Source organism: Paenarthrobacter sp. MSM-2-10-13, assembly GCF_011605365.1.
Classification (GTDB): Bacteria; Actinomycetota; Actinomycetes; order Actinomycetales; family Micrococcaceae; genus Arthrobacter.
The window spans coordinates 144,547-163,115 of the sequence record NZ_JAAOXO010000007.1 but is presented as its reverse complement, the minus strand read 5'-3'; the positions used below and the strand labels follow the sequence as shown (position 1 = coordinate 163,115).

The window sequence follows — 18,569 nt, the reverse complement described above, 5'->3', positions numbered from 1 at the left end:
CAACAATGCAGAAAACCTAATCTAGACTGGTCTGTAATGTCAAGCACTCAACAGAAGCGCGCAGTCCGTAAGTCACCGGCTGAGCGCGCCGCAGAAATCACCGAAGCCGCCCGCGAGATCGCACTCGAGGCAGGCCTCACGGCGCTCACGCTGCGCAACGTCGCCGCGCGAATTGGCGTTGCTTCCGGTCTGGTGGCGCACTATCAGCCCACTATGGATGCCCTCGTTTCGAACACCTTCGCCACCATCGTGGCAGCGGAAACACAAGAAGTCGCCGCACTGCTGAGCCAGTGCCCAGGACCATCCGAACGTCTGGCCCTGCTGGTGGACACCCTCCTGGACAACAGCAGGCTCGACGTCACCGCAATCTGGGTGGAAGCCTGGACCTTGGGGCGCCGCAATGAAACCCTTGCCGCCGCCGTCCGTGGGCAGATGGATGCCTGGCAGAAGGTCTTCCAGGACGTGGTGGAGGACGGGAACGCCACAGGAGTGTTCAACGTTTCCGACGCCGCCGCCGTCGCCTGGCAAATCCTCGGCATGGTTGATGGCCTGAACGCGCAGGCCTTGGTCCGATGGGACGGCGTCAACGACCGCGGCACGCACCTTGCACGCGCCGTCGAGGGAATGGTGGGCGCCGCCCGAGGTTCGCTGGTGCCCAAACCGGGAGCGTAGGCCGCCCCACCCGGGGCCGCCTTCGGGAGCCAGTCCTGCCCTGCCCTAGGCTTGGGAGCATGGCGATCATTCACAAGGCAACCCTGTCCCCGTCCAAGCTCGAACTCATCGCTGACTACCTACCGAAGCAGCCCTGGTTCATCCAGGACGGCACCCCGGAGCTCATCGGCGCCTACCGCTTTGACGATCCCACCGGCGAGGTGGGGCTCGAAACACACGTGGTCGCGGCCGGCGAGCGCATCTACCAGGTGCCGCTCAGCTACCGCGGCTACGAGCTTGCCGGCGCCGAGGAGTGGCTCATCGGCACCATGGACCACTCGGTCCTGGGAAAGCGCTGGGTGTACGACGCCTGCGCTGATCCCGTATACGTCAAAGTCCTGGCCACCGCCATCCTGACCGGCCAGAACGAGGCCGAGCTCATCGTCGACGGCGAGCCCGAGCCCCGGCCCAGCTCTGTCACGGTGAAAGGCAGCGGAAAGCTCGACGGCGGCGCTCCCACCTTGAGTGCCTCGGCGCCGGTATCCGGCAGCGGCGTGACCATCATTGATGCGGGTGCCCTGCGGTTGAAAGTTACCCGGGTTCTGGATGTAGCCGCAGATGCTTCGGCCAGCACCGCAGCGGCCCAGGAGCTTCACGGGGAGTTGATTCTCAACGGACAGTGGGCCGGACTGGAGGAGCCGGTGGAGCTGGCCTCGGTAGTGCGGACCTAATCACCCGGATGCTTCGCGCCGCTCCTTCCCGGTTGCCCTGCCTCGCCGCCTGTAAGCCACGGCGTGTCGGCCCCCAGGCCCGCGTTATGTGCGGGGTGGCACTGGGGAACTGGGAAGGAGCGCGCGCCGGGGGGCATCTGTTGATCACAGGTGCTCAAGCGTAGGCTGGCAAGCAGGTCGTCTAACCACGTGAGGGGCTCAGCATGTACAAAGCGCAAAGCATCATTCCCGCCGCCCAGGATCTTGCCCGGGAATGGGTAACGCATGCGACAGAGGGCACATCCGCGCAAACAGACGCAGTGGTGAGGTGGGCTTTGGCCCGGATCAACCACGCCGACGTGCCGTCTGTGGTCCAGGGTGTGATGCTCACTCTGACCGGCAACAAAAAGGCCGCCAAGGAAGCTAAACGCACTGCCGCCAAGGCAGTAAAGAAGGCCACCCGAGCGCTCAGCCGGAAGACCACGCAGCGCAGCTCCGGCCGTGCAGTATGGTTCACCGCCATTGCTGCTGCCGTCGTGGGAGCGGGCGCAGTGTTTGCTTGGCGCATGATGATGCCTCCGGGCGAACCCGAGCCTGTCCAGCGGCCGGAAACCCCGGTCCAGCCGCCGGTCCCACCGGTTCCCTAGGTAACGTCTTCCCGGAAGGTCTCCCCCGAACGTCGTCCCTAGCCGCCGCTCCCCATCGCACCGGCAGGGTGGTGCGGGGCGACTCAGGTGCCGAACCTGCTAAGGTGCCGCGTGGTCGTCGTGCCGTCCGAACAGTCTCCGTAGCGATGTCCCGGTCACGAGCCAATAGGCTCCGCCACTGGCCAGCAGGAACCCCGCGACGCCCAGGATGACCAGCTGGGTGACGATCCCGGCGATCACCATGATGAAGCCGACCAGAACGGCCAGGCTGCCAAGAACGTTGCGCGCCAGAGCGCCACGTGGGCGACCGGACTTCAGCTCATAGGCGAGGCCGGGATCCGTTGAAGCGAGATCCCGCTCCAGCTCTTCCAAGCTCCTGCGTTCTTCATCCGACAACGACATCGGAATTCCTCACCACACGAGCAGGGCCGCCGAGGCTGCGTCAATGCTCAGAACACCCGCACGAGCGCTGCTTGCCGTGCTATGCCTTCATTATCTTCCCGTTGAGGTGTTCTAGCCATATGGCGGTCCCCCTTCATCACCGGCGGCAGGTCCAGGTATCGACTTACCAAAGGTTCTAAGCATGCTTACGATGGATGGGCAGGATTCAGACGCACCACCAGCATGGAACCCCCACCGCCGACTGGAAAGTTGAACTCCCCATGGCACGACGAAGCGCTAGAAAAGCACAGAGCATCACTGAAGCGGTTCCTGGGCGCCGCGGACCTCGAAAGGCCATTTGGCTTATTGCCGCGGGCCTCGTCGCTGGCATAGCTGGCGGAGTTTTCGGCTTCCGCATGCTGGTACCGTCCAGCGAATCTGAGCCGGCCAAGACACCGCGGCGTCAACCGGAGGAGATTCTGGTCAGGGAGGAGCCCGTGGAAATCTCCACCAGGATGCGCCCGGGCGAATGGACCGAGGAGTCCCTGCAGGAGCACCTTGAGGATTACAAGCAGCAGATCCGGGACATGGGAGCCAAAGAGTCGCAGATCGTGGTGGACGTAGAGCGGACCGAAGCCGGCGCTGCCCGGGTAGTGGTCAGTTGGGACCGAAGCCGGCGCTGCCCGGGTAGTGGTCAGTTGGGACCGCAGCCGGGCGTAGCCCGAGCTAGTCCCCCGACCGCGGCCGCCACACCACTACGGCCTGCGACCGCGCTCGTGGACGCTGCCCGCGGGCCAAGCTAACGACGTCGCCCGCGGCACCTGCCGCGAAGATCCGCGCATCCACGGGTGAGCGGCGGCGCGACAACTCCTCGGTCAGCTCAGTAACCCGGTACTGCAAGGCAGCAACCTGGTTTTCGAGGTCGAGGATGCGTTTGATGCCCTCGAGCGAGACGCCGGACTGCGAGAGGCGCTGGACCTCCCGCAGTTTATTGACGTCGTTCTGCGAATAGCGGCGGGACTTGCCGGGAGCGCGGCTGGGCGAAACGATGCCCAAACGGTCGTACTGGCGCAACGTCTGCGGATGCATATCGGCAAGCTCCGCAGCCACGGAGATGACAAAGATCGGCTGGTTGACGTCGATTGCCATGACCGCCTCCTTACAACCGGGCCTTCGCGGCCAAGTCGCTGCGCGGGTTGGCATCAGTGGTGGCCGCCGCGAAAGCCTTCACGGCTTCCTCTGCTTCTTTGTTGAGGTTCTGCGGGACCGCGACGTCGATTGTCACCAGCAGGTCGCCGGTGGACTTGGACGTCTTCACGCCACGACCTTTCACCCGGAGGGTACGGCCCGACGGAGTCCCGGCCGGAACGCGCACCTTGACGGTGTCGCCGTCGAGCGTTGGAACTTCAATGGTGGCGCCGAGCGCCGCCTCCGCAAACGTGACGGGCACGTGGATGCGGATGTTGTCGCCGTCGCGGTGGAAAAAGTCGTGAGGCTTGACGCTCACCGTGATGATGAGGTCGCCGTTGCCGGCAGGGCCAGCGTTGCCCTTGCCACGCTGGCGGACCTTCTGCCCGTCCTTGATGCCGGCGGGGATCTTGACGTCGATCACGTTGCCGTTGCTCTCACGCAGGCTCACCGTGGTGCCCTTGATGGATCCGGCAAAGGAGATGGACGTTGTAGCCGTCCGGTCCGCGCCCTTCTGCGGAGCCCGTTGGAACCCGGTGGGGCCGGCGCCTCCAAACCCACCACCAAACAGGTCAGCGAACTCCGGAGGGATGCCACCGCCCGCAGGCTGACGGGCACCAGGCCCACCGCCAAACAGGCCGCCGAACAGGTCCTCAAACCCACCGTTAGCTCCGGCACCACCACGCCCGGCGCCAGCACCCGGGGCAAACCGGGCACCGCCCATGGCACGGATGGCATCGTACTGCTGACGGTCCTCAGGATTGGACAACACCGAGTACGCCTCGGAGATGTCCTTGAACTTCTTCTCCGCAGCAGCATCCCCAGAGTTCGTATCAGGGTGATGCTCCCGCGCTAGCTTGCGGTAGGCCTTCTTAATATCCGCATCGGACGCATCCTTGGCAATACCAAGGATCGCGTAAAAATCCTTTTCAACCCAGTCCTGGCTGGCCAAGAGCGTTTCCTTTCAAATCAATAAACAAGCACCTGCGTCCACCCACCTTAGGCGAGCCGACCGCCGGAGCGGAGCGAGACAAGGGGCCCGGGAGTGGCTTCGGGCCTACCGGAGCGTGGCGGCTAAGTCCGTAGGACTAAAGCCGCCACGCGTAGGGGCGGGGCCCCTTGTCTCGCTTCGCGGTGGGACTAAGCGGGAACCGCGACGATCACTTGGGCTGCACGCAGGACCCGCTCACCTGAGCGGTATCCGGAGCGCAGCACCTGGCTGACCGTGTCAACCTCGATGTCTTCGCCGGGCTGCTGGATGAGTGCCTCGTGGATGGTGGGGTCGAATTCGACTCCGGTATCCGCGATGCGTTCCAGCCCGTACGTCTTCAGCGCGTTCTCCAGTTTGGTGGCGATGGCGGCGAAGGGGCCGTCTTCGAGGTCACCGTGCTGGCGGGCGGCGTCGACGTCGTCCAGCACCGGGAGCAGTGAGTTCAGGACGCCGATGACGGCCATCTCTCCTGCTACGGCGCGGTCGCGTTCGACGCGCTTGCGGTAGTTGACGTACTCAGCCTGGAGGCGGAGGAGGTCGTTGCGGAGCTCCGCTGCCTGGGCTTCAGCCGCGGCACCGGAGGCTACCGATTCCTCGGCCGGCACCTCTACCCCGTTGAGGATTTCCTCAGCCTGGGAGAGGGCGTCGCCGTCTGTAGGAGCGGCGTTGCCTTCGGTGGGAGCCGCAGCTTCGCTATCGGGGTGACGGGCTGCCCCGGTCTCCGGGTCAACCTTGCGGTTGTCCCGGATAACGGGCTTGCGCGGCTCGCCGCTTTCTGAGTGCTCTGCTTCGTTGCCGTGGTGAGGCATGGCTACTTCTTCGCTTCGTCTTCGTCGATGATTTCGGCGTCGACGATATCCTCGTCGGCAGCCTTGTCACCGGCAGGAGCGCCTTCTGCACCGGCACCCGGAGCGTCAGCTGCGGAGGCCTGGGAGTAGATGGCTTCGCCGAGCTTGGTCTGTGAGGCCTGGAGCTTCTCGAACGCAGTCTTCACGGCGGCGTCGTCGGTGCCTTCCAACGCGGACTTGAGGGCGTCGACGTCGGCCTTGACCTCGGTCTTGACTTCCTCGGGAAGCTTGTCGTCGTTGTCGGCGATCAGCTTGTCCACTGAGTAAGCAAGCTGCTCTGCGGAGTTACGGGTGTCCGTAGCTTCGCGGCGTGCCTTGTCCTCTGCAGCGTGCTCTTCGGCTTCACGGACCATGCGGTCGATGTCGTCCTTGGACAGTGCCGTGCCACCGGTGATGGTCATGGACTGTTCCTTGCCCGTGCCCTTGTCCTTGGCGGACACGTGGACGATGCCGTTGGCGTCGATGTCGAAGGTGACCTCAACCTGCGGAACGCCACGAGGTGCCGGGGCGATGCCGGTCAGTTCGAACGTGCCCAGCGGCTTGTTGTCGCGGGTGAATTCACGTTCGCCCTGGAAGACCTGGATGGCCACGGACGGCTGGTTGTCGTCAGCGGTGGTGAAGGTCTCCGAACGCTTGGTGGGGATAGCGGTGTTGCGCTCGATGAGGTGCGTCATGACGCCACCCTTGGTTTCGATGCCGAGGGACAGCGGGGTGACGTCGATGAGGAGGACGTCCTTGCGCTCGCCCTTCAGGACACCGGCCTGGAGTGCGGCACCAACGGCCACGACTTCGTCCGGGTTGACGCCCTTGTTGGGCTCCTTGCCGCCGGCGAGTTCCTTGACGAGCTCGGAGACGGCAGGCATACGGGTGGAGCCACCGACGAGCACGATGTGGTCGATGTCGGAAACCTTGATGCCGGCTTCAGCGATGACGTCCTGGAACGGCTTCTTGGTGCGGTCCAGCAGGTCCTTGGTGAGGTCCTGGAACTTGGCACGGGTCAGCTGCTCGTCCAGGTGGACCGGGCCGTCGGGGGTGACGGACAGGTACTGGAGGGAGATGTTGGTGCTGGTGGAGGAGGACAGTTCCTTCTTGGCCTGCTCTGCAGCTTCACGCAAACGCTGGAGGGCGATCTTGTCCTTGGAGAGGTCGATGCCCTTGACCTTGAGCTGGCTCAGGAGCCACTCGACAACGCGGTTGTCCCAGTCGTCGCCACCGAGGCGGTTGTCACCGGCGGTTGCGCGGACCTGGATGGTGGAGAAGTTGTCTTCGTCCTTGCCAACCTCGAGGAGGGAGACGTCGAAGGTTCCGCCACCGAGGTCGAAGACCAGGATGAGTTCGTCTTCCTTGCCCTTGTCCAGGCCGTAGGCCAGTGCAGCAGCGGTGGGCTCGTTGACAATACGGAGGACGTTGAGGCCTGCGATTTCGCCGGCTTCCTTGGTGGACTGGCGCTCGGCGTCGTTGAAGTAGGCCGGAACGGTGATCACAGCGTCGGTGACCTTTTCACCCAGGTAGCTCTCGGCGTCGTTCTTGAGCTTCATGAGGATACGCGCGGAGATTTCCTGCGGCGTGTACTTCTTGTCATCGACGGCGACGTTCCAGTCGGTGCCCATGTGGCGCTTGACGGAAGCGATGGTGCGGTCGATGTTGTTGACGGCCTGGCGCTTGGCGATTTCGCCGACCAGGACTTCGCCGGACTTGGAGAACGCAACGACGGACGGCGTGGTGCGGCCGCCTTCTGCGTTGGCGATAACGGTGGGCTCGCCACCTTCGAGAACAGAGACCACGGAGTTGGTGGTTCCGAGGTCGATACCTACTGCACGTGACATATCTTGTTTCCTTTCAATGGCCGATGTTGGAGATTGCACCTGACAGCGGTCCGCTGGGCGGTCTACGTGCCGGAAGCCTGCTCAACAATCGGCTAGTTGAGCGTTCTGCACTCAACTGTACTCAGCCTCGGAAAGATGTCAATCCAAAGTTGAGTGACGTACGCTCAACTTTGGATCTCGGGAACAGAAAACCACCGGAATTACGGGGCTGCAGAGCTGGTTTCGCCCACGGTGAACTGGCAAACTGGCCCGATGGAGATCACTGGATACGTGCCTCCGGACGAGTTCTGGGAGATGAACGACCGGTTGGATCAAGAGGTCCGCGACGGCGTGCACCTTCTCCCGCTGTTCTGCCTAGAGGGCTGGGACGTGCCCGTCATGCTGGGATCCTGGCAACTCGATGGCAGCGAGGCCGGGGTGGCGCACGGCAACGCCTTTTCACCAACGGGCCCGCTGGTGGAAGTGATCACTACAAACCAGGATCCACACGACGTTGCCAGAAACCGTTGGCGCGCCTCGGCCGGAATACCGCACAACCTTGAAGAGCTACAACGACAGGACGCCGCCTTCAACGCCCTCGTCAACGAGCGGCTCACCATCACTGTGGCAGGCAGGCCCGTACATTTCACGCTCTGGCGCGGAGCGAAATCGTGGCTCGCCGCCGGGACATTCGGCGGCTTCGGCATAGTGATCAACGCCCAACGCAACCCCACCCCACCGGAAGCCGTCCGCCTGAGCCGGGTGTCCGACGTCGAACCCTTGCTTCAGGCCCGGCGCGCGACACTCAAGGCGATACGCGGCGAAGCCTAGCCACCTCAGCAGGAGCGTCAAGCGGTTCCGGCTTGTACACCCATGCCACCAGCACCACGGAGATAATCATCAGCAGGAACCATGCCAGGAGCTTGTCAATGGAGACCGCCTGCCAGCCCTCAAGCTGGTTCGGATACAGCCACGCGCGGGACCACGTGCCAATGTTCTCCGCGAACCAAATGAACAGCGCCACCAGCAGGAACGAGACCAGGATGGGCATACGGAAGCGACGCCGGAACACCCGGAAGTGCATCACGCACCGTCCGTAGACAAGCACGACGGCGGCCAGCAGCACCCAGCGCGCGTCAAAGATGTAGTGGTGCGAGAAGAAGTTGATGTAGATCGCAGCCGCAACCAGGGCGGTGATCCAACGGCGTGGGTACCGGTCGAAGCGGAGGTCGAACAGCCGGAACACCCGCACCATATAGGACCCCACGGCGGCATACATGAAGCCGCTGAACAGTGGAACGGCCCCGATCCGGAGGAAGCCCTCGGCCTCGTACGCCCAGGATCCGACGTCCGTCTTGAACAGCTCCATCACCGTCCCCACCACATGGAATAGCAGAATGACCCGCAATTCCCGCAACGTCTCCAGCCTGAAAGAGATCATCAGAACTTGGATAACGACGGCGGCAAGGGTCAGGAAATCGTTGCGGGCAAGCGCCGCGTTGTCCGGGTACCAAAGCCGGGCAGCGATGATCACCGCGAGCAAAGCCGCCCCGAACACACACGCCCACGCCTGCTTCAGCCCGAACACCACAAACTCAGTCAGCCCGGCCCGCACACGGCCACCGCGAGTGCGGTCAAGGTAGCGGTGCGCAAGGGCGTCGATAGACTCTTCCACCGACGTGGAGTTACGCATGTGGCACCGCGGAATCCACCACAAGCTGGCCCAAATAATGGTCGCGGGGCCAGTGCCGGATCCGCTGGGGCAAGCGCGGATACACGCGACCCACCATCCGCATGGTCCGCTCGAAGCGCCGCGCCTGGCTTTCGCCCCAGGTGAAGCCGAATCCCTCACGCACGTGATCCGGCAACAGGCCGGCCGTGAGGAACCGCGCCAACGGCATGGCCAGACGCAACAGCCGCGGTCCTCCAGCCGGGTAGAGAAGGTCCCTGGCTACCTTGAGCGCCTTGTCATCCGGGCGAAGTCCGCGCACCTGGGATTCCCAGTACCTTGCAAAGGCTGCCCGGTCAGCCGGCCATTTATCCGCCGGAAGCTGCAGGGCTGTCCCGATCCGCGCATACTCGCGGTAGATACGGTCGGCGGTATCGTCGTCGAGCATTCCATGGACCTGCTGATAGACGGTGACGGCGGTGTCGTAGAGGGTGGCGACCACCCAGAGTTGGGAGTCGGCGTCGAAAGCGCTGTAGCCGTGTGAAGCACCATCGGGTCCGCGGCGGACCGGGGCATGGGCTCGGTTGACGGCGCGGCGAACGGCCTTCAGCTGTTCCTCCGAGCCGTAAACCACCGCATACACGTAGGTCATGGTGGCGCGGAGCCGATCCATGGGGCGCTCCGCGAAATTGCTGTGCTCGGCCACGCCGTGGCCCACTTTGGGGTCGGCGATCTGCAGGAGAATTGCGCGGCCCGCCCCGGCCAGGAGGACACCCTCCGCACCAATGTCAGCCAGTCCACGAACCATCTGAATACTGTAGCGCCCTAGCCTTGGAGCCCCACGACGCCCTGAAGCACGCCCAGCTGATGCTCAAAAAGCTCGTCGCGGGCCTTGAAAGTCTCCGGCCCGTACTGCCCAAAAACCTCGAAGCTGATGGCCCCGAACACCGACGTCCACACCAGAACACCACGCGCTAACGACGCGTCTGGTGCCGCGAGATTCATTTCGGCGCGAATGGCCGACAGGTCTTCGGCCAACGCCGGGGGAATCACGACGGCGGGAGTCACCTCAGTGGCCAGGGCACCTGCCCGGTAGGCGGCATCAAAGATCCCGACGAGACGGACGATGACGCGTGTTCCCGGAACGGTGGTGCGCTCCCCCGGTGCCTGATACCCAGGGACGGGGCTGCCGAAAAGCAGGGCGTAGCGGGCGGGCTCTCGGAGCGCCCACGACCGGACGGCAGTGCCAAGCGCCCGGAATTGCCCGGCGAAGTCGTTGTCGGGAACGGCCTCCACGGCTGCCTCCACATGGTCGCCCAGCTCGTTGTACGCGTCGATGAGCAGGAGGGTGAGGAGCTCGTCGCGGCTCTCCACGTAGCGATACACGGCCGAGGACACGACGCCGAGGTCCCTGGCTACCGCGCGAAGGGACAGGGCTGCCGCGCCGTGGAGGGCCAGATGCTGACGGCCCAGCCGGATGATGTCGGCGATGGTTTGTGCACGTGCCCGCTCCCTGGGAGTAGTCGGCTTGGCCTTGGTTGCAGCTGAAGTCATGCCCATAGCTTGCCACAAAGGAGAGCGGCGTCAACAAACAAGAGCAGTGCTCTTGACTTCACGCCAAAGGACAGTCATTCTGGATTCAGAGAGCACTGCTCTTGCTTTGCACCTCACCTACACAAAGAAAGAGGACCATCATGTACGTCGTCACAGGAGCAGGACCGGTGGGCCACACCATCGCCGAACAACTCGCAGGGCTGGGGCACCCGGTACGCGTACTGACGCGCTCGGGCAGCGGCCCGGACCACCCACTGGTGGAGAAGATGCGCGTAGATGCATCCGATCCTGAACAGCTCAAGGAAGCCGTCGCGGGATCAGCGGCCATCTTCCACTGCATCCACGGATCGGCGTACAGCGCTGCAGCTTGGGCCGCGGAACTCCCCCGGGCCGAACAAGCGGTGATGGACGCAGCCGCAGCCGCGGGCGCCGTCGTCGTATTTCCCGAAAGCCTGTACTCGTACAGTGAGCCCGCACGCATCATGACCGAATCGAGCCCCCGCGAAGCTGCGGGCGGAAAACGTGGCATCCGAACGGCGCTGTTGAAGGCGCGGCGGGCGCATGCGGCCAACACCGTGAGCGTAGTGGCCGGCGATTTCTTTGGACCGCGCGTGAAGATGGCACATGCCGGCGAGCGCATGGTCACGCCAATACTGGCGGGCAAACGGCTGCAGTTCATTGGCAGCGCCAGCCAGCCGCATTCCTTCACCTATGTGCCGGATCTTGCTGCGGCCATGATCGCCGCCGCAGGGAAGCCCGCACTCTGGAACAGCGTGCTGCATGCACCCACCGGCGCGGCCGTGACCCAGCGGGACATCGCAGTAGCACATGCCCAAGCGGCTGGTCTGACGGAACCAAAGGTGAGCGCTGTTCCCGGCTGGGTGCTGCGGGCCGCCGGACTGGTCTCGACCGATATGCGCGAATTGGCTGAGTTGCTGTACCAGTTTGAGCGCCCATTCGTGATGGATTCCTCCGAAAGCCAGCGGATACTGGACCTGGACCCGACTCCCCTGCCGGAGGCCGCTGCCGCGACCATGGCGTGGTGGCGCGGGGCGGACCAGCGCAGTTCTTAACGAGTTCTTAAAACCCGCGGCGGAGAATCCAAGAAACGAGTCGTCCTGTCGAGGGGTTCCATGTTTCCGCATTCCGCGCCGCATCCCGTGCGCTTCAACCCCCTGCCCGCACCCAAGCACTGGCTGATCATCGGGCTGGTACTTGCGGCCGCCGTTGTCTTGACGGGGTGGGCGATTCAGGTGGTCCCTGGCCTGACCTTGGCTGAACTGGCGGTGGACGATGACTTCAGCCGCCATCACACACCCGTGCTGACCGGGCTGGCCCTGGTGTTGAACGCGCTTTTCGGTCCGGTGGCGGGAACGCTGATCGTGATCGCTGTCAGTTTGTATCTGGCACTGATCCGACGTTCTCCGCAGAATGCAGCGCTCTTTTCCCTTACGGTGGCGTGTGGATGGCTGACGTGCCAATTGTTCAAGGTGGTTACCGGCCGGATCAGGCCGGATCCTGCCTTGCTGTTCGATCCCCTGGTGCCGGAGCCCGTGTCCAACAGCTTCCCCAGCGGCCACACGTCCTTGGCCGTCGCGCTCACACTGGCGACGTTCCTTCTGGTTCGTGAAACACGGTGGGCGAAACCGGTCCTCTGGGCAGGGACGGTCATGGCCGTGGTGGTCGCTTGGTCCCGGGTGTACATCGGCGCCCATTATCCGTTGGACGTTGTTGCCTCGTTCCCGGCAACGATCGCGGCGGTCCTGATCATGGCCGGAACCTGGAACCGCTTTGCACCAGCTGTCATGGCCGCGATTCATTCCCGGGCCACGTCCCCACGCTCTCCCAAATGAAAGAGACTCTATGGAAGCCCTTGCCTTGGTGCCTGCACTGAACCCTACCGAGCTCCTCCCCCTCCTGGACCCGGCCAGCCTTCTGCAGGGATTGGGACCCGCGACCCTCGGGGTGGTGGCCCTGATGATCTTCATTGAATCAGGTGTTCTGTTCCCCTTCCTGCCCGGTGACTCCTTGCTCTTCACTGCCGGGCTCCTTCACCAGCAACTGAACCTGACACTTCCTGTGCTGATAACAGTGGTGACTGTGGCCGCCATCGCGGGTGATCAGGTGGGCTATCTGCTGGGGCGCCGCTTCGGACGCCGATGGTTCTCCGACGACGCCAGGGTCCTGAAAACGTCCCATCTGGCAAAGGCCGAAGACTTCTTCCGACGCCGGGGCGGGCCCGCGCTGATCCTCGCCCGTTTCGTGCCGGTGGTGCGCACCTTCGCGCCCCTCAGTGCCGGCATCGCCCGGTATCACTACAAGTCCTTTGCCCTCTGGAACATCACTGGGGCGATCCTTTGGGCGAGCTCCGTTACGCTCCTTGGCTCCTGGTTGGGCCATTTCGAGATCATCGCAAAGAACATCGACGTCATAGCCGTGGTGATGGTGCTGGCCTCCGTGCTGCCGTGGGGTATCGAATACCTCAAACGCAGGCGTAGCCGCGCGGCGGAGTCCTCCTCCGCGCAAGAATAGATCCGTGACCACTGACTCCAAGCTGTCCGTCCTGCTGGTGGAAGACGATCCTGCCCTGGGGCCACTGATCGCGGAGCTCCTTGAGCCCGACTATCAGGTGCACATCGCCGTCGACGGCCATGAAGGCTTGAGCCAGGCCCTGGTGGGAACGTGGGATGCGATGGTGATTGACCGGGGGCTTCCGGGCCTGGATGGCATCGCGCTGATCGCCGCGCTACGTTCCAAGGGGATCGCCACCCCAATCCTCATCCTCACCGCCATTGGTTCTGTGGACGAGAAGGTTCGGGGGCTCGACGCCGGCGCGAACGACTACATGACCAAGCCCTTCGACGCCATGGAATTGGGGGCACGCCTGAGGGCTTTGACCCGCAGCTACCACCAGGCACCCCGGATCACCGTCATCGGCGACTGGGAACTGGACTCCACCACCAGATCCATGCGCTCCATTCACGGGTTCCTTGCCTCGTTGACCGCGACCGAATCGGAGTTGCTGTCGGTTCTTGCTGCCGAGCCGGACCGGGTGTTCACCAGGGAGGAGCTGATTGTCGCCACCGATAGCCAAGGTGACCTGCCCGGAGTCATCGACACCCATGTTCACCACCTTCGCCGAAAAGTCGCCCGATCGGTCATCCGGACCGTCCACGGTGTGGGTTACCAGATAGGCGAAGCCCATGACTGATCAGTCCATGGCCCCGGCCCAGGATCAGGCAATCCTTCGCAAGGCCTCCTTGAAGATCGCGCTACGAATCAGTGCAGTCTGCGCCCTGCTGGTCCTATGCCTCCTGACCGCGGCCACCATGTACCTGCTGAGCCAGGCCGGCAATCCGGAACCAACCGAACCTGGGGCCGTCTATGCCTATCTCGACACCAAAGACCTGATCAAAGCCATGGTCATCGCCGGGGCAGCGGGCATCCTGCTGGCGGGCGGTGTTGGCTGGCTCAGCGCGCGCAGTGCCATCCGCCCCCTCGGCGAAGCCCTGATCCTGCAACGACGTTTCATCCAGGACGCCAGCCATGAAATGCGGACGCCCTTGGCCATCCTTGATGCCCGCATCCAAGTGGCACAACGCAGCACCGCTCCGGAATCGCCCGTCGGCCGGCAACTGACACGGATCCGGGACGACACAGCCGCCCTCACCGGAATAGTCAACGAACTCCTCGAATCCGCTACCGGCACGCTCCAAGAACCCGCCGCCACGGCAACGAATATCCCCGACATCACACAGGAGGTCGTGGACAGCCTCCAGCAATTGGCCGCGGACCGGGGCATCACCCTGCACTGTTCGAGCACTGGGCACCCCCGGGCCATGATCACCCCGCAGCGACTTCACCGCGCCATCCTCGGTTTGGCCGAGAACGCACTCGTCCACACGCCAGCGGGCGGCCTCATCACGGTTGCCAGCACCGTGGCCGCTAACCAGGCGGTCATCACTGTCACTGATACCGGCCACGGTATTACAGGTATCGACCAGGACCGGATCTTCGACCGTTTCGCCAGGACACCCGACCCCCATCCCGGCCAACAGCAGCGTAGCTTCGGGATCGGACTGTCCCTGGTCCGCGATATAGCCGTCGCCGCGGGCGGCTCCGCGGACGTCGCATACACCGGCCCGGAAGGCACCTGCATGCGGATTACGCTGCCCCTGGCGGGGAATTGACGGTGGCGGGCGCCCACCGTAAGAACCAGAAAACAGAAGCGTTCGACGGCGGGTGCGCACCCGCCGTCGAACGCTTCTGTTGGAAGATGACCGGCTACGACTGGCTGATATCAATGCCCGTAACGGGGTCGCCGGCGCGGTCGTAGGCGAGCAGGATGGCGCCATTGGGGAATGCCTGGGGTGGCTGGGCCAATCGGAAGGCTGCGGGCACGCCTGCACCGTCCGGGAACAACCGCTTACCCGTTCCGAACGTCAGTGGGTACAGGTACAGGTTGAGCCGGTCCACAAGGTCGGCTTCGAGGAGCGAGCGTGCCAGGACGCCGCTGCCTATGACGTGGACGTCATTGAACCGCTCCTTCACCGCAGCCACCTCCTTCACATCCGTCAGGGCCGTCGTTTCCTCCCACCTGGGTTCGGTCAGGGTCCGCGATACGACGAACTTGGGCAGTGCGTTCAAGGTGTCGCCAATGTGGTCGCTTTGCTTTGGCCAGTAGCCCGCGAAGATGTCGTAGGTCCTGCGTCCCAGGAGGAGCGCGTCCATGCGGTCAATCCCGGCGACGATCGCGGCACCGGCTTCTTCGTCTGAATACGCCGCCTGCCAGCCGCCGAACGTGAAGCCGTCGGAAGTGTCCTCGTCGGGTCCACCCGGTGCTTGGTAGACGCCGTCGAGGGTGAGGAAAAGGTCAACAGAAAGAGTGCCCATAGTGTGTTCCTTCGGTGAAAGTCCGAGCTGCCCTTGGATGCGGGCCATCCTAGTCCCGCCGGGCGGCAAGCGGGAGGGCGTTCGGAATCAGGGTCCGCCGACCGGCCACCAACCCTCGCGCACACGGAGCAATGGGACTATTGTGGCGCGCATGGCCCAGGCAACCTCGCCAGCACGTGCGTGGATCGGGACGATCGTCTTCGCCGCGGAGGTCGCCTTCGTGAAGGGCTACGAGGAACCAACCCTCACCAGGACATAAGGTGGGCAGTACTTGGATTACCGGCAAAATGTCCCGGGATGGTGGCCCCGGCTCACCCCGTGGCGGCCAACGGAGGTGTGATTGGCATGGAGAAGGATCTTCAAGGGGCCGCCGTCCGGCAGACGGTGTCATCGACGCAGGGCCTGAGCACTGCCGAGGTCGCCGAGAGGGTGGCCGCGGGGCAAACCAACGCGTTCGTCCAAGACACCAGCCGCAGCGTCTGGAGCATCGTCCGCGCCAACGTGCTCACCCTGTTCAACGGCATCATCCTGGCCTGCTTCATTGTCCTGTTCGCGATCGGCCGCTGGCAGGATGCCCTCTTCGGTTTCAGCGCCATCGCCAACGCCGTCATCGGCAGCGTCCAGGAGTACCGGGCCAAGCGGGCTTTGGACCGACTGGCCTTGCTGAACGCCCCGCATGCCCGGGTAATGCGTGATGGATCAGAGGCAGAGATCTCCTTGGACGATGTCGTACTGGACGACACCCTTGTCCTGAGGGCCGGGGACCAGGTGCCGGCGGACGGTTTGGTGTCTGGATCACGCGGACTCCAAGTGGACGAATCCATGCTGACAGGCGAATCCGATGCGGTGGAGAAGGAAATCGGGGATCGCGTGTTGTCCGGCTCTGTGGTGGTCGCCGGTGAAGGCTCAGCGGTGGTGGATCGGGTGGGCGCAGATTCCTTCGCCAACTCGCTCGCCGCGGAAGCCAAACGATTCTCCCTTGTAGCGTCGGAGCTCCGTTCCTCGATCGACCGCGTCCTGAAATGGGTCACCTGGTTCGTCGGTCCCGTGGCGTTATTGGTTCTGAACGCACAGATGATTGCCCAGGGCGGGTGGGCAGAGGCCTCGGCAAGTGGAGCGTGGCGGGACGCAGCGACGGCGACTATTGCCGCCGTCGTCGCCATGGTCCCCCTGGGGCTGGTGCTGATGACCAGCATCACCTTCGCTGTGGGGGCGGTAAAGCTGGCCCGCCAGCAGGTGCTGGTGCAGGAGCTGCCCGCGGTGGAAGGACTTGCCCGGGTGGATATCATTTGCCTCGACAAGACCGGGACACTCACCCAGGGCGACATCGTTTTCGACGACGCGCACCCGCTCACCGCCCGTCCTGGTTGGGAGTCGGTGCTGTCCTGGTATGGCGTGCAGAAAGATGCGAACGCAACGGCCCGCAGCCTCGCCGGCCACTTCAACGAGCCAGCTAGCCTCCCACTTGACCGGGTGCCCTTCTCGTCCGCCCGCAAATGGAGCGCGGTGATTTTCGAGGACGGGATGTGGATCCTGGGCGGCCCGGAAATGGTGTTCCCGGACCGCGACTCCAGCGATCCCGTGAAGCGGCAACTTGCCACCCAAGCCGCAGAACTCGCCACAACCGGCCGGCGCACGCTGGTCCTTGCCCACGGCACACCCACCGACGACGAGACTGTTCCGCCAGATGCTGTCCCAGTGGTCCTCCTGACGTTCAAGGAGAATATCCGTCCCGACGCTGCGGAGACACTCACGTATTTCGCAGCACAAGATGTAGATGTCCGGATCATTTCCGGTGACAACCCACAAACGGTGGCCGCGATCGCCCGGGAAGTGGGGCTGGATGCACCTCACGGCTTTGATGCCCGCGAATTGCCCGACGACGACCACGATTTGCTGGAAGTCATCAACAACAACGTGGTCTTTGGCCGGGTGACTCCAGACCAGAAGAAAAGGATCGTCGTTGCGCTGAAGGGTGCGGGCCGCACGGTTGCCATGACCGGCGACGGCGTCAACGATGCCTTGGCCATCAAGGAAGCCGACATCGGTGTGGCCATGAATTCCGGTGCCGCCGCCACCAAAGCGGTGGCCCGGCTGGTGCTCCTTGACGGCAAGTTCTCGCACCTGCCCAGCGTGGTTGCCGAGGGCCGTCAGGTCATTGCCAACATTGAGCGCGTCTCCATGCTGTTCCTGACTAAAACCGCGTACGCCACCTTCCTTGCCATCGCGTTCGGAATCCTGCTGCTACCGTTCCCGTTCCTTCCGCGTCAGCTGAGCGTGACTGACGGCCTGACCATCGGCATTCCTGCCTTCTTCCTGGCGCTGCTGCCCAATGCTCAGCGCTACGTTCCCGGTTTCCTGCGGCGCTCACTCACTTTCGCCGTCCCTGCGGGAGTCTCCGTAACTTTGGGGCTGGCCTCCTACGCCCGGCTTGCCGCGAACATGCAAATTCCGGAAGGGGAGATCCGGACCGGGTCCACACTCATCCTGGCGATCATCGGCATCTGGATTCTGGTGGTGCTCTCGCGTCCCGTCACCCGTTTCAAGGGCATGGTCATCGGCGCCATGATGATCGGGCTGGTACTCGTGTATTCGGTGCCGATTGCCCGTGACTTCCTGCAATTCACGGATCCGACGCTGCCCACGGCAGTACTGATCCTGGGAACATCCGTTGCCTGCATCGCACTGATCGAGGTTGTCCGCTTCGTTCACCGCCGTGTTGCCTACCGGGATGCCCAGGAAGCACTACATCAGCGCGTCTCGAAGTAGCGGCGTCCCCGGCCTGCCCACAGCGGCACCAGCACAGCCACCGTTGCGGTGGATTGTGAGATCACAGCGGACCAATCTCCGTCCGCGGCAATGATGAGGTCCAGCACGGCAAAAGCCAGTCCGAGCAGCATGACTGCTGTGGCGCCGCGACGGGCTGCTTCGCTTCCCCGCGCAACTCCGGACGCCAGCCCGATCACCAACAAGCCGAACAGGATCATGCCTGCACCCAGCAGCGTGATGGGCAAAGCAATGCCGCCGGATTGGGCTTCCGGGGTGTAGCGCAGGAAAATTGTCAGGATTCCCAAGACGATTTGCGCGATGCCGCCGATGTACATCAGCACCACTGAGAACGTCACCACTCCGGGCCGCTGACGGCTCTCCCCCGTAGTCATGAACTGAGCATAGACGAGCCCTCCTCCACCCCAACCCGGAGTTACACTTTTTGTCACACAATTAACCACTC

Annotated in this window: 21 protein-coding genes; 11 read left to right on the top strand and 10 right to left on the bottom strand. The window is 63.8% G+C overall.

From position 1 onward, the window contains the following. The first annotated feature begins 36 nt into the window (after positions 1-36). The 3 genes from HAV21_RS14795 to HAV21_RS14785 all read left to right on the top strand — a co-directional run bounded on the left by HAV21_RS14795 (position 37) and on the right by HAV21_RS14785 (position 2,008). Positions 37-672: a TetR family transcriptional regulator C-terminal domain-containing protein gene (locus tag HAV21_RS14795; RefSeq protein WP_166842244.1), complete on the top strand. Its 636-nt coding sequence runs from the start codon at positions 37-39 to the stop codon at positions 670-672. Positions 673-731: 59 nt separating this feature from the next. Further along, positions 732-1,382: a hypothetical protein gene (locus HAV21_RS14790; RefSeq protein ID WP_166842243.1), complete on the top strand. Its 651-nt coding sequence runs from the start codon at positions 732-734 to the stop codon at positions 1,380-1,382. A gap of 203 nt (positions 1,383-1,585) precedes the next feature. Continuing rightward, positions 1,586-2,008: a hypothetical protein gene (locus HAV21_RS14785; RefSeq protein ID WP_166842242.1), complete on the top strand. Its 423-nt coding sequence runs from the start codon at positions 1,586-1,588 to the stop codon at positions 2,006-2,008. 99 nt (positions 2,009-2,107) lie between these two features. Here HAV21_RS14785 and HAV21_RS14780 read toward each other — a convergent pair whose 3' ends face one another. Then, positions 2,108-2,410: a DUF3040 domain-containing protein gene (locus HAV21_RS14780; protein ID WP_166842241.1), complete on the bottom strand. Its 303-nt coding sequence runs from the start codon at positions 2,408-2,410 to the stop codon at positions 2,108-2,110. A gap of 194 nt (positions 2,411-2,604) precedes the next feature. On the opposite strand from HAV21_RS14780, the gene HAV21_RS14775 reads away from it, so the two are divergent. Continuing rightward, the gene (locus HAV21_RS14775) at positions 2,605-3,192 is read left to right on the top strand and encodes a hypothetical protein (protein ID WP_166842138.1); all 588 of its coding nucleotides are present in this window, start codon (positions 2,605-2,607) and stop codon (positions 3,190-3,192) included. Here the strand turns inward: HAV21_RS14775 and HAV21_RS14770 are convergent. From HAV21_RS14770 to dnaK, 4 genes are all read right to left on the bottom strand, one after another. After that, positions 3,116-3,538 carry a helix-turn-helix transcriptional regulator gene (locus tag HAV21_RS14770; protein ID WP_166842240.1) on the bottom strand — a complete coding sequence of 141 codons (423 nt, stop codon included), beginning with the start codon at positions 3,536-3,538 and terminating at the stop codon, positions 3,116-3,118. The genes HAV21_RS14775 and HAV21_RS14770 overlap by 77 nt on opposite strands. Before the next feature lie 10 nt (positions 3,539-3,548). Continuing rightward, positions 3,549-4,529: a DnaJ C-terminal domain-containing protein gene (locus HAV21_RS14765; RefSeq protein ID WP_166842239.1), complete on the bottom strand. Its 981-nt coding sequence runs from the start codon at positions 4,527-4,529 to the stop codon at positions 3,549-3,551. Between the two features lie 188 nt (positions 4,530-4,717). After that, on the bottom strand, positions 4,718-5,377 hold the full coding sequence (locus HAV21_RS14760) for a nucleotide exchange factor GrpE (RefSeq protein ID WP_142937826.1): 660 nt from the start codon (positions 5,375-5,377) through the stop codon (positions 4,718-4,720). Between the two features lie 2 nt (positions 5,378-5,379). Then, positions 5,380-7,242 (bottom strand): molecular chaperone DnaK, encoded by a 1,863-nt coding sequence (gene dnaK, locus HAV21_RS14755; RefSeq protein ID WP_142937825.1) that lies wholly within the window; start codon positions 7,240-7,242, stop codon positions 5,380-5,382. 252 nt (positions 7,243-7,494) lie between these two features. Here dnaK and HAV21_RS14750 point away from each other — a divergent pair, with 252 nt between their 5' ends. Beyond that, positions 7,495-8,052, top strand: a complete 558-nt coding sequence (locus tag HAV21_RS14750) for a hypothetical protein (protein WP_166842238.1) — start codon at positions 7,495-7,497, stop codon at positions 8,050-8,052. Here HAV21_RS14750 and HAV21_RS14745 read toward each other — a convergent pair. The 3 genes from HAV21_RS14745 to HAV21_RS14735 are packed head-to-tail and all read right to left on the bottom strand — an operon-like array spanning position 8,027 to position 10,444. Further along, on the bottom strand, positions 8,027-8,914 hold the full coding sequence (locus HAV21_RS14745; protein WP_166842237.1) for a DUF817 domain-containing protein: 888 nt from the start codon (positions 8,912-8,914) through the stop codon (positions 8,027-8,029). The two genes, HAV21_RS14750 and HAV21_RS14745, sit on opposite strands and share 26 nt — an antisense overlap. Next, positions 8,907-9,698: an oxygenase MpaB family protein gene (locus HAV21_RS14740; protein WP_166842236.1), complete on the bottom strand. Its 792-nt coding sequence runs from the start codon at positions 9,696-9,698 to the stop codon at positions 8,907-8,909. The genes HAV21_RS14745 and HAV21_RS14740 overlap by 8 nt, the downstream gene beginning before the upstream one ends. Before the next feature lie 17 nt (positions 9,699-9,715). Further along, the gene (locus HAV21_RS14735; RefSeq protein ID WP_166842235.1) at positions 9,716-10,444 is read right to left on the bottom strand and encodes a TetR/AcrR family transcriptional regulator; all 729 of its coding nucleotides are present in this window, start codon (positions 10,442-10,444) and stop codon (positions 9,716-9,718) included. Positions 10,445-10,584: 140 nt separating this feature from the next. On the opposite strand from HAV21_RS14735, the gene HAV21_RS14730 reads away from it, so the two are divergent. The 5 genes from HAV21_RS14730 to HAV21_RS14710 are packed head-to-tail and all read left to right on the top strand — an operon-like array spanning position 10,585 to position 14,634. Next, positions 10,585-11,517, top strand: coding sequence for an NAD-dependent epimerase/dehydratase family protein (locus tag HAV21_RS14730; RefSeq protein WP_166842234.1), 933 nt, complete (start codon positions 10,585-10,587; stop codon positions 11,515-11,517). A 60-nt stretch (positions 11,518-11,577) separates the two neighbouring features. Beyond that, the gene (locus HAV21_RS14725) at positions 11,578-12,297 is read left to right on the top strand and encodes a phosphatase PAP2 family protein (RefSeq protein WP_243753304.1); all 720 of its coding nucleotides are present in this window, start codon (positions 11,578-11,580) and stop codon (positions 12,295-12,297) included. Between the two features lie 10 nt (positions 12,298-12,307). Beyond that, positions 12,308-12,976, top strand: a complete 669-nt coding sequence (locus HAV21_RS14720; protein ID WP_166842233.1) for a VTT domain-containing protein — start codon at positions 12,308-12,310, stop codon at positions 12,974-12,976. 4 nt (positions 12,977-12,980) lie between these two features. After that, a complete protein-coding gene (locus tag HAV21_RS14715) occupies positions 12,981-13,655 on the top strand; it encodes a response regulator transcription factor (RefSeq protein WP_166842232.1) in 675 nt (224 codons plus the stop codon). Next, positions 13,648-14,634, top strand: a complete 987-nt coding sequence (locus HAV21_RS14710; protein WP_166842231.1) for a HAMP domain-containing sensor histidine kinase — start codon at positions 13,648-13,650, stop codon at positions 14,632-14,634. The genes HAV21_RS14715 and HAV21_RS14710 overlap by 8 nt, the downstream gene beginning before the upstream one ends. A 94-nt stretch (positions 14,635-14,728) precedes the next feature. Here the strand turns inward: HAV21_RS14710 and HAV21_RS14705 are convergent, their stop codons facing one another. Beyond that, positions 14,729-15,337: a dihydrofolate reductase family protein gene (locus HAV21_RS14705; RefSeq protein ID WP_166842230.1), complete on the bottom strand. Its 609-nt coding sequence runs from the start codon at positions 15,335-15,337 to the stop codon at positions 14,729-14,731. Between the two features lie 345 nt (positions 15,338-15,682). Between HAV21_RS14705 and HAV21_RS14695 the strand changes: the two genes are divergently transcribed. Then, on the top strand, positions 15,683-18,106 hold the full coding sequence (locus HAV21_RS14695) for an HAD-IC family P-type ATPase (protein WP_208096891.1): 2,424 nt from the start codon (positions 15,683-15,685) through the stop codon (positions 18,104-18,106). Here HAV21_RS14695 and HAV21_RS14690 read toward each other — a convergent pair. Then, positions 18,088-18,498 (bottom strand): hypothetical protein, encoded by a 411-nt coding sequence (locus HAV21_RS14690; RefSeq protein WP_243753303.1) that lies wholly within the window; start codon positions 18,496-18,498, stop codon positions 18,088-18,090. The genes HAV21_RS14695 and HAV21_RS14690 overlap by 19 nt on opposite strands. Positions 18,499-18,569 lie beyond the last annotated feature (71 nt).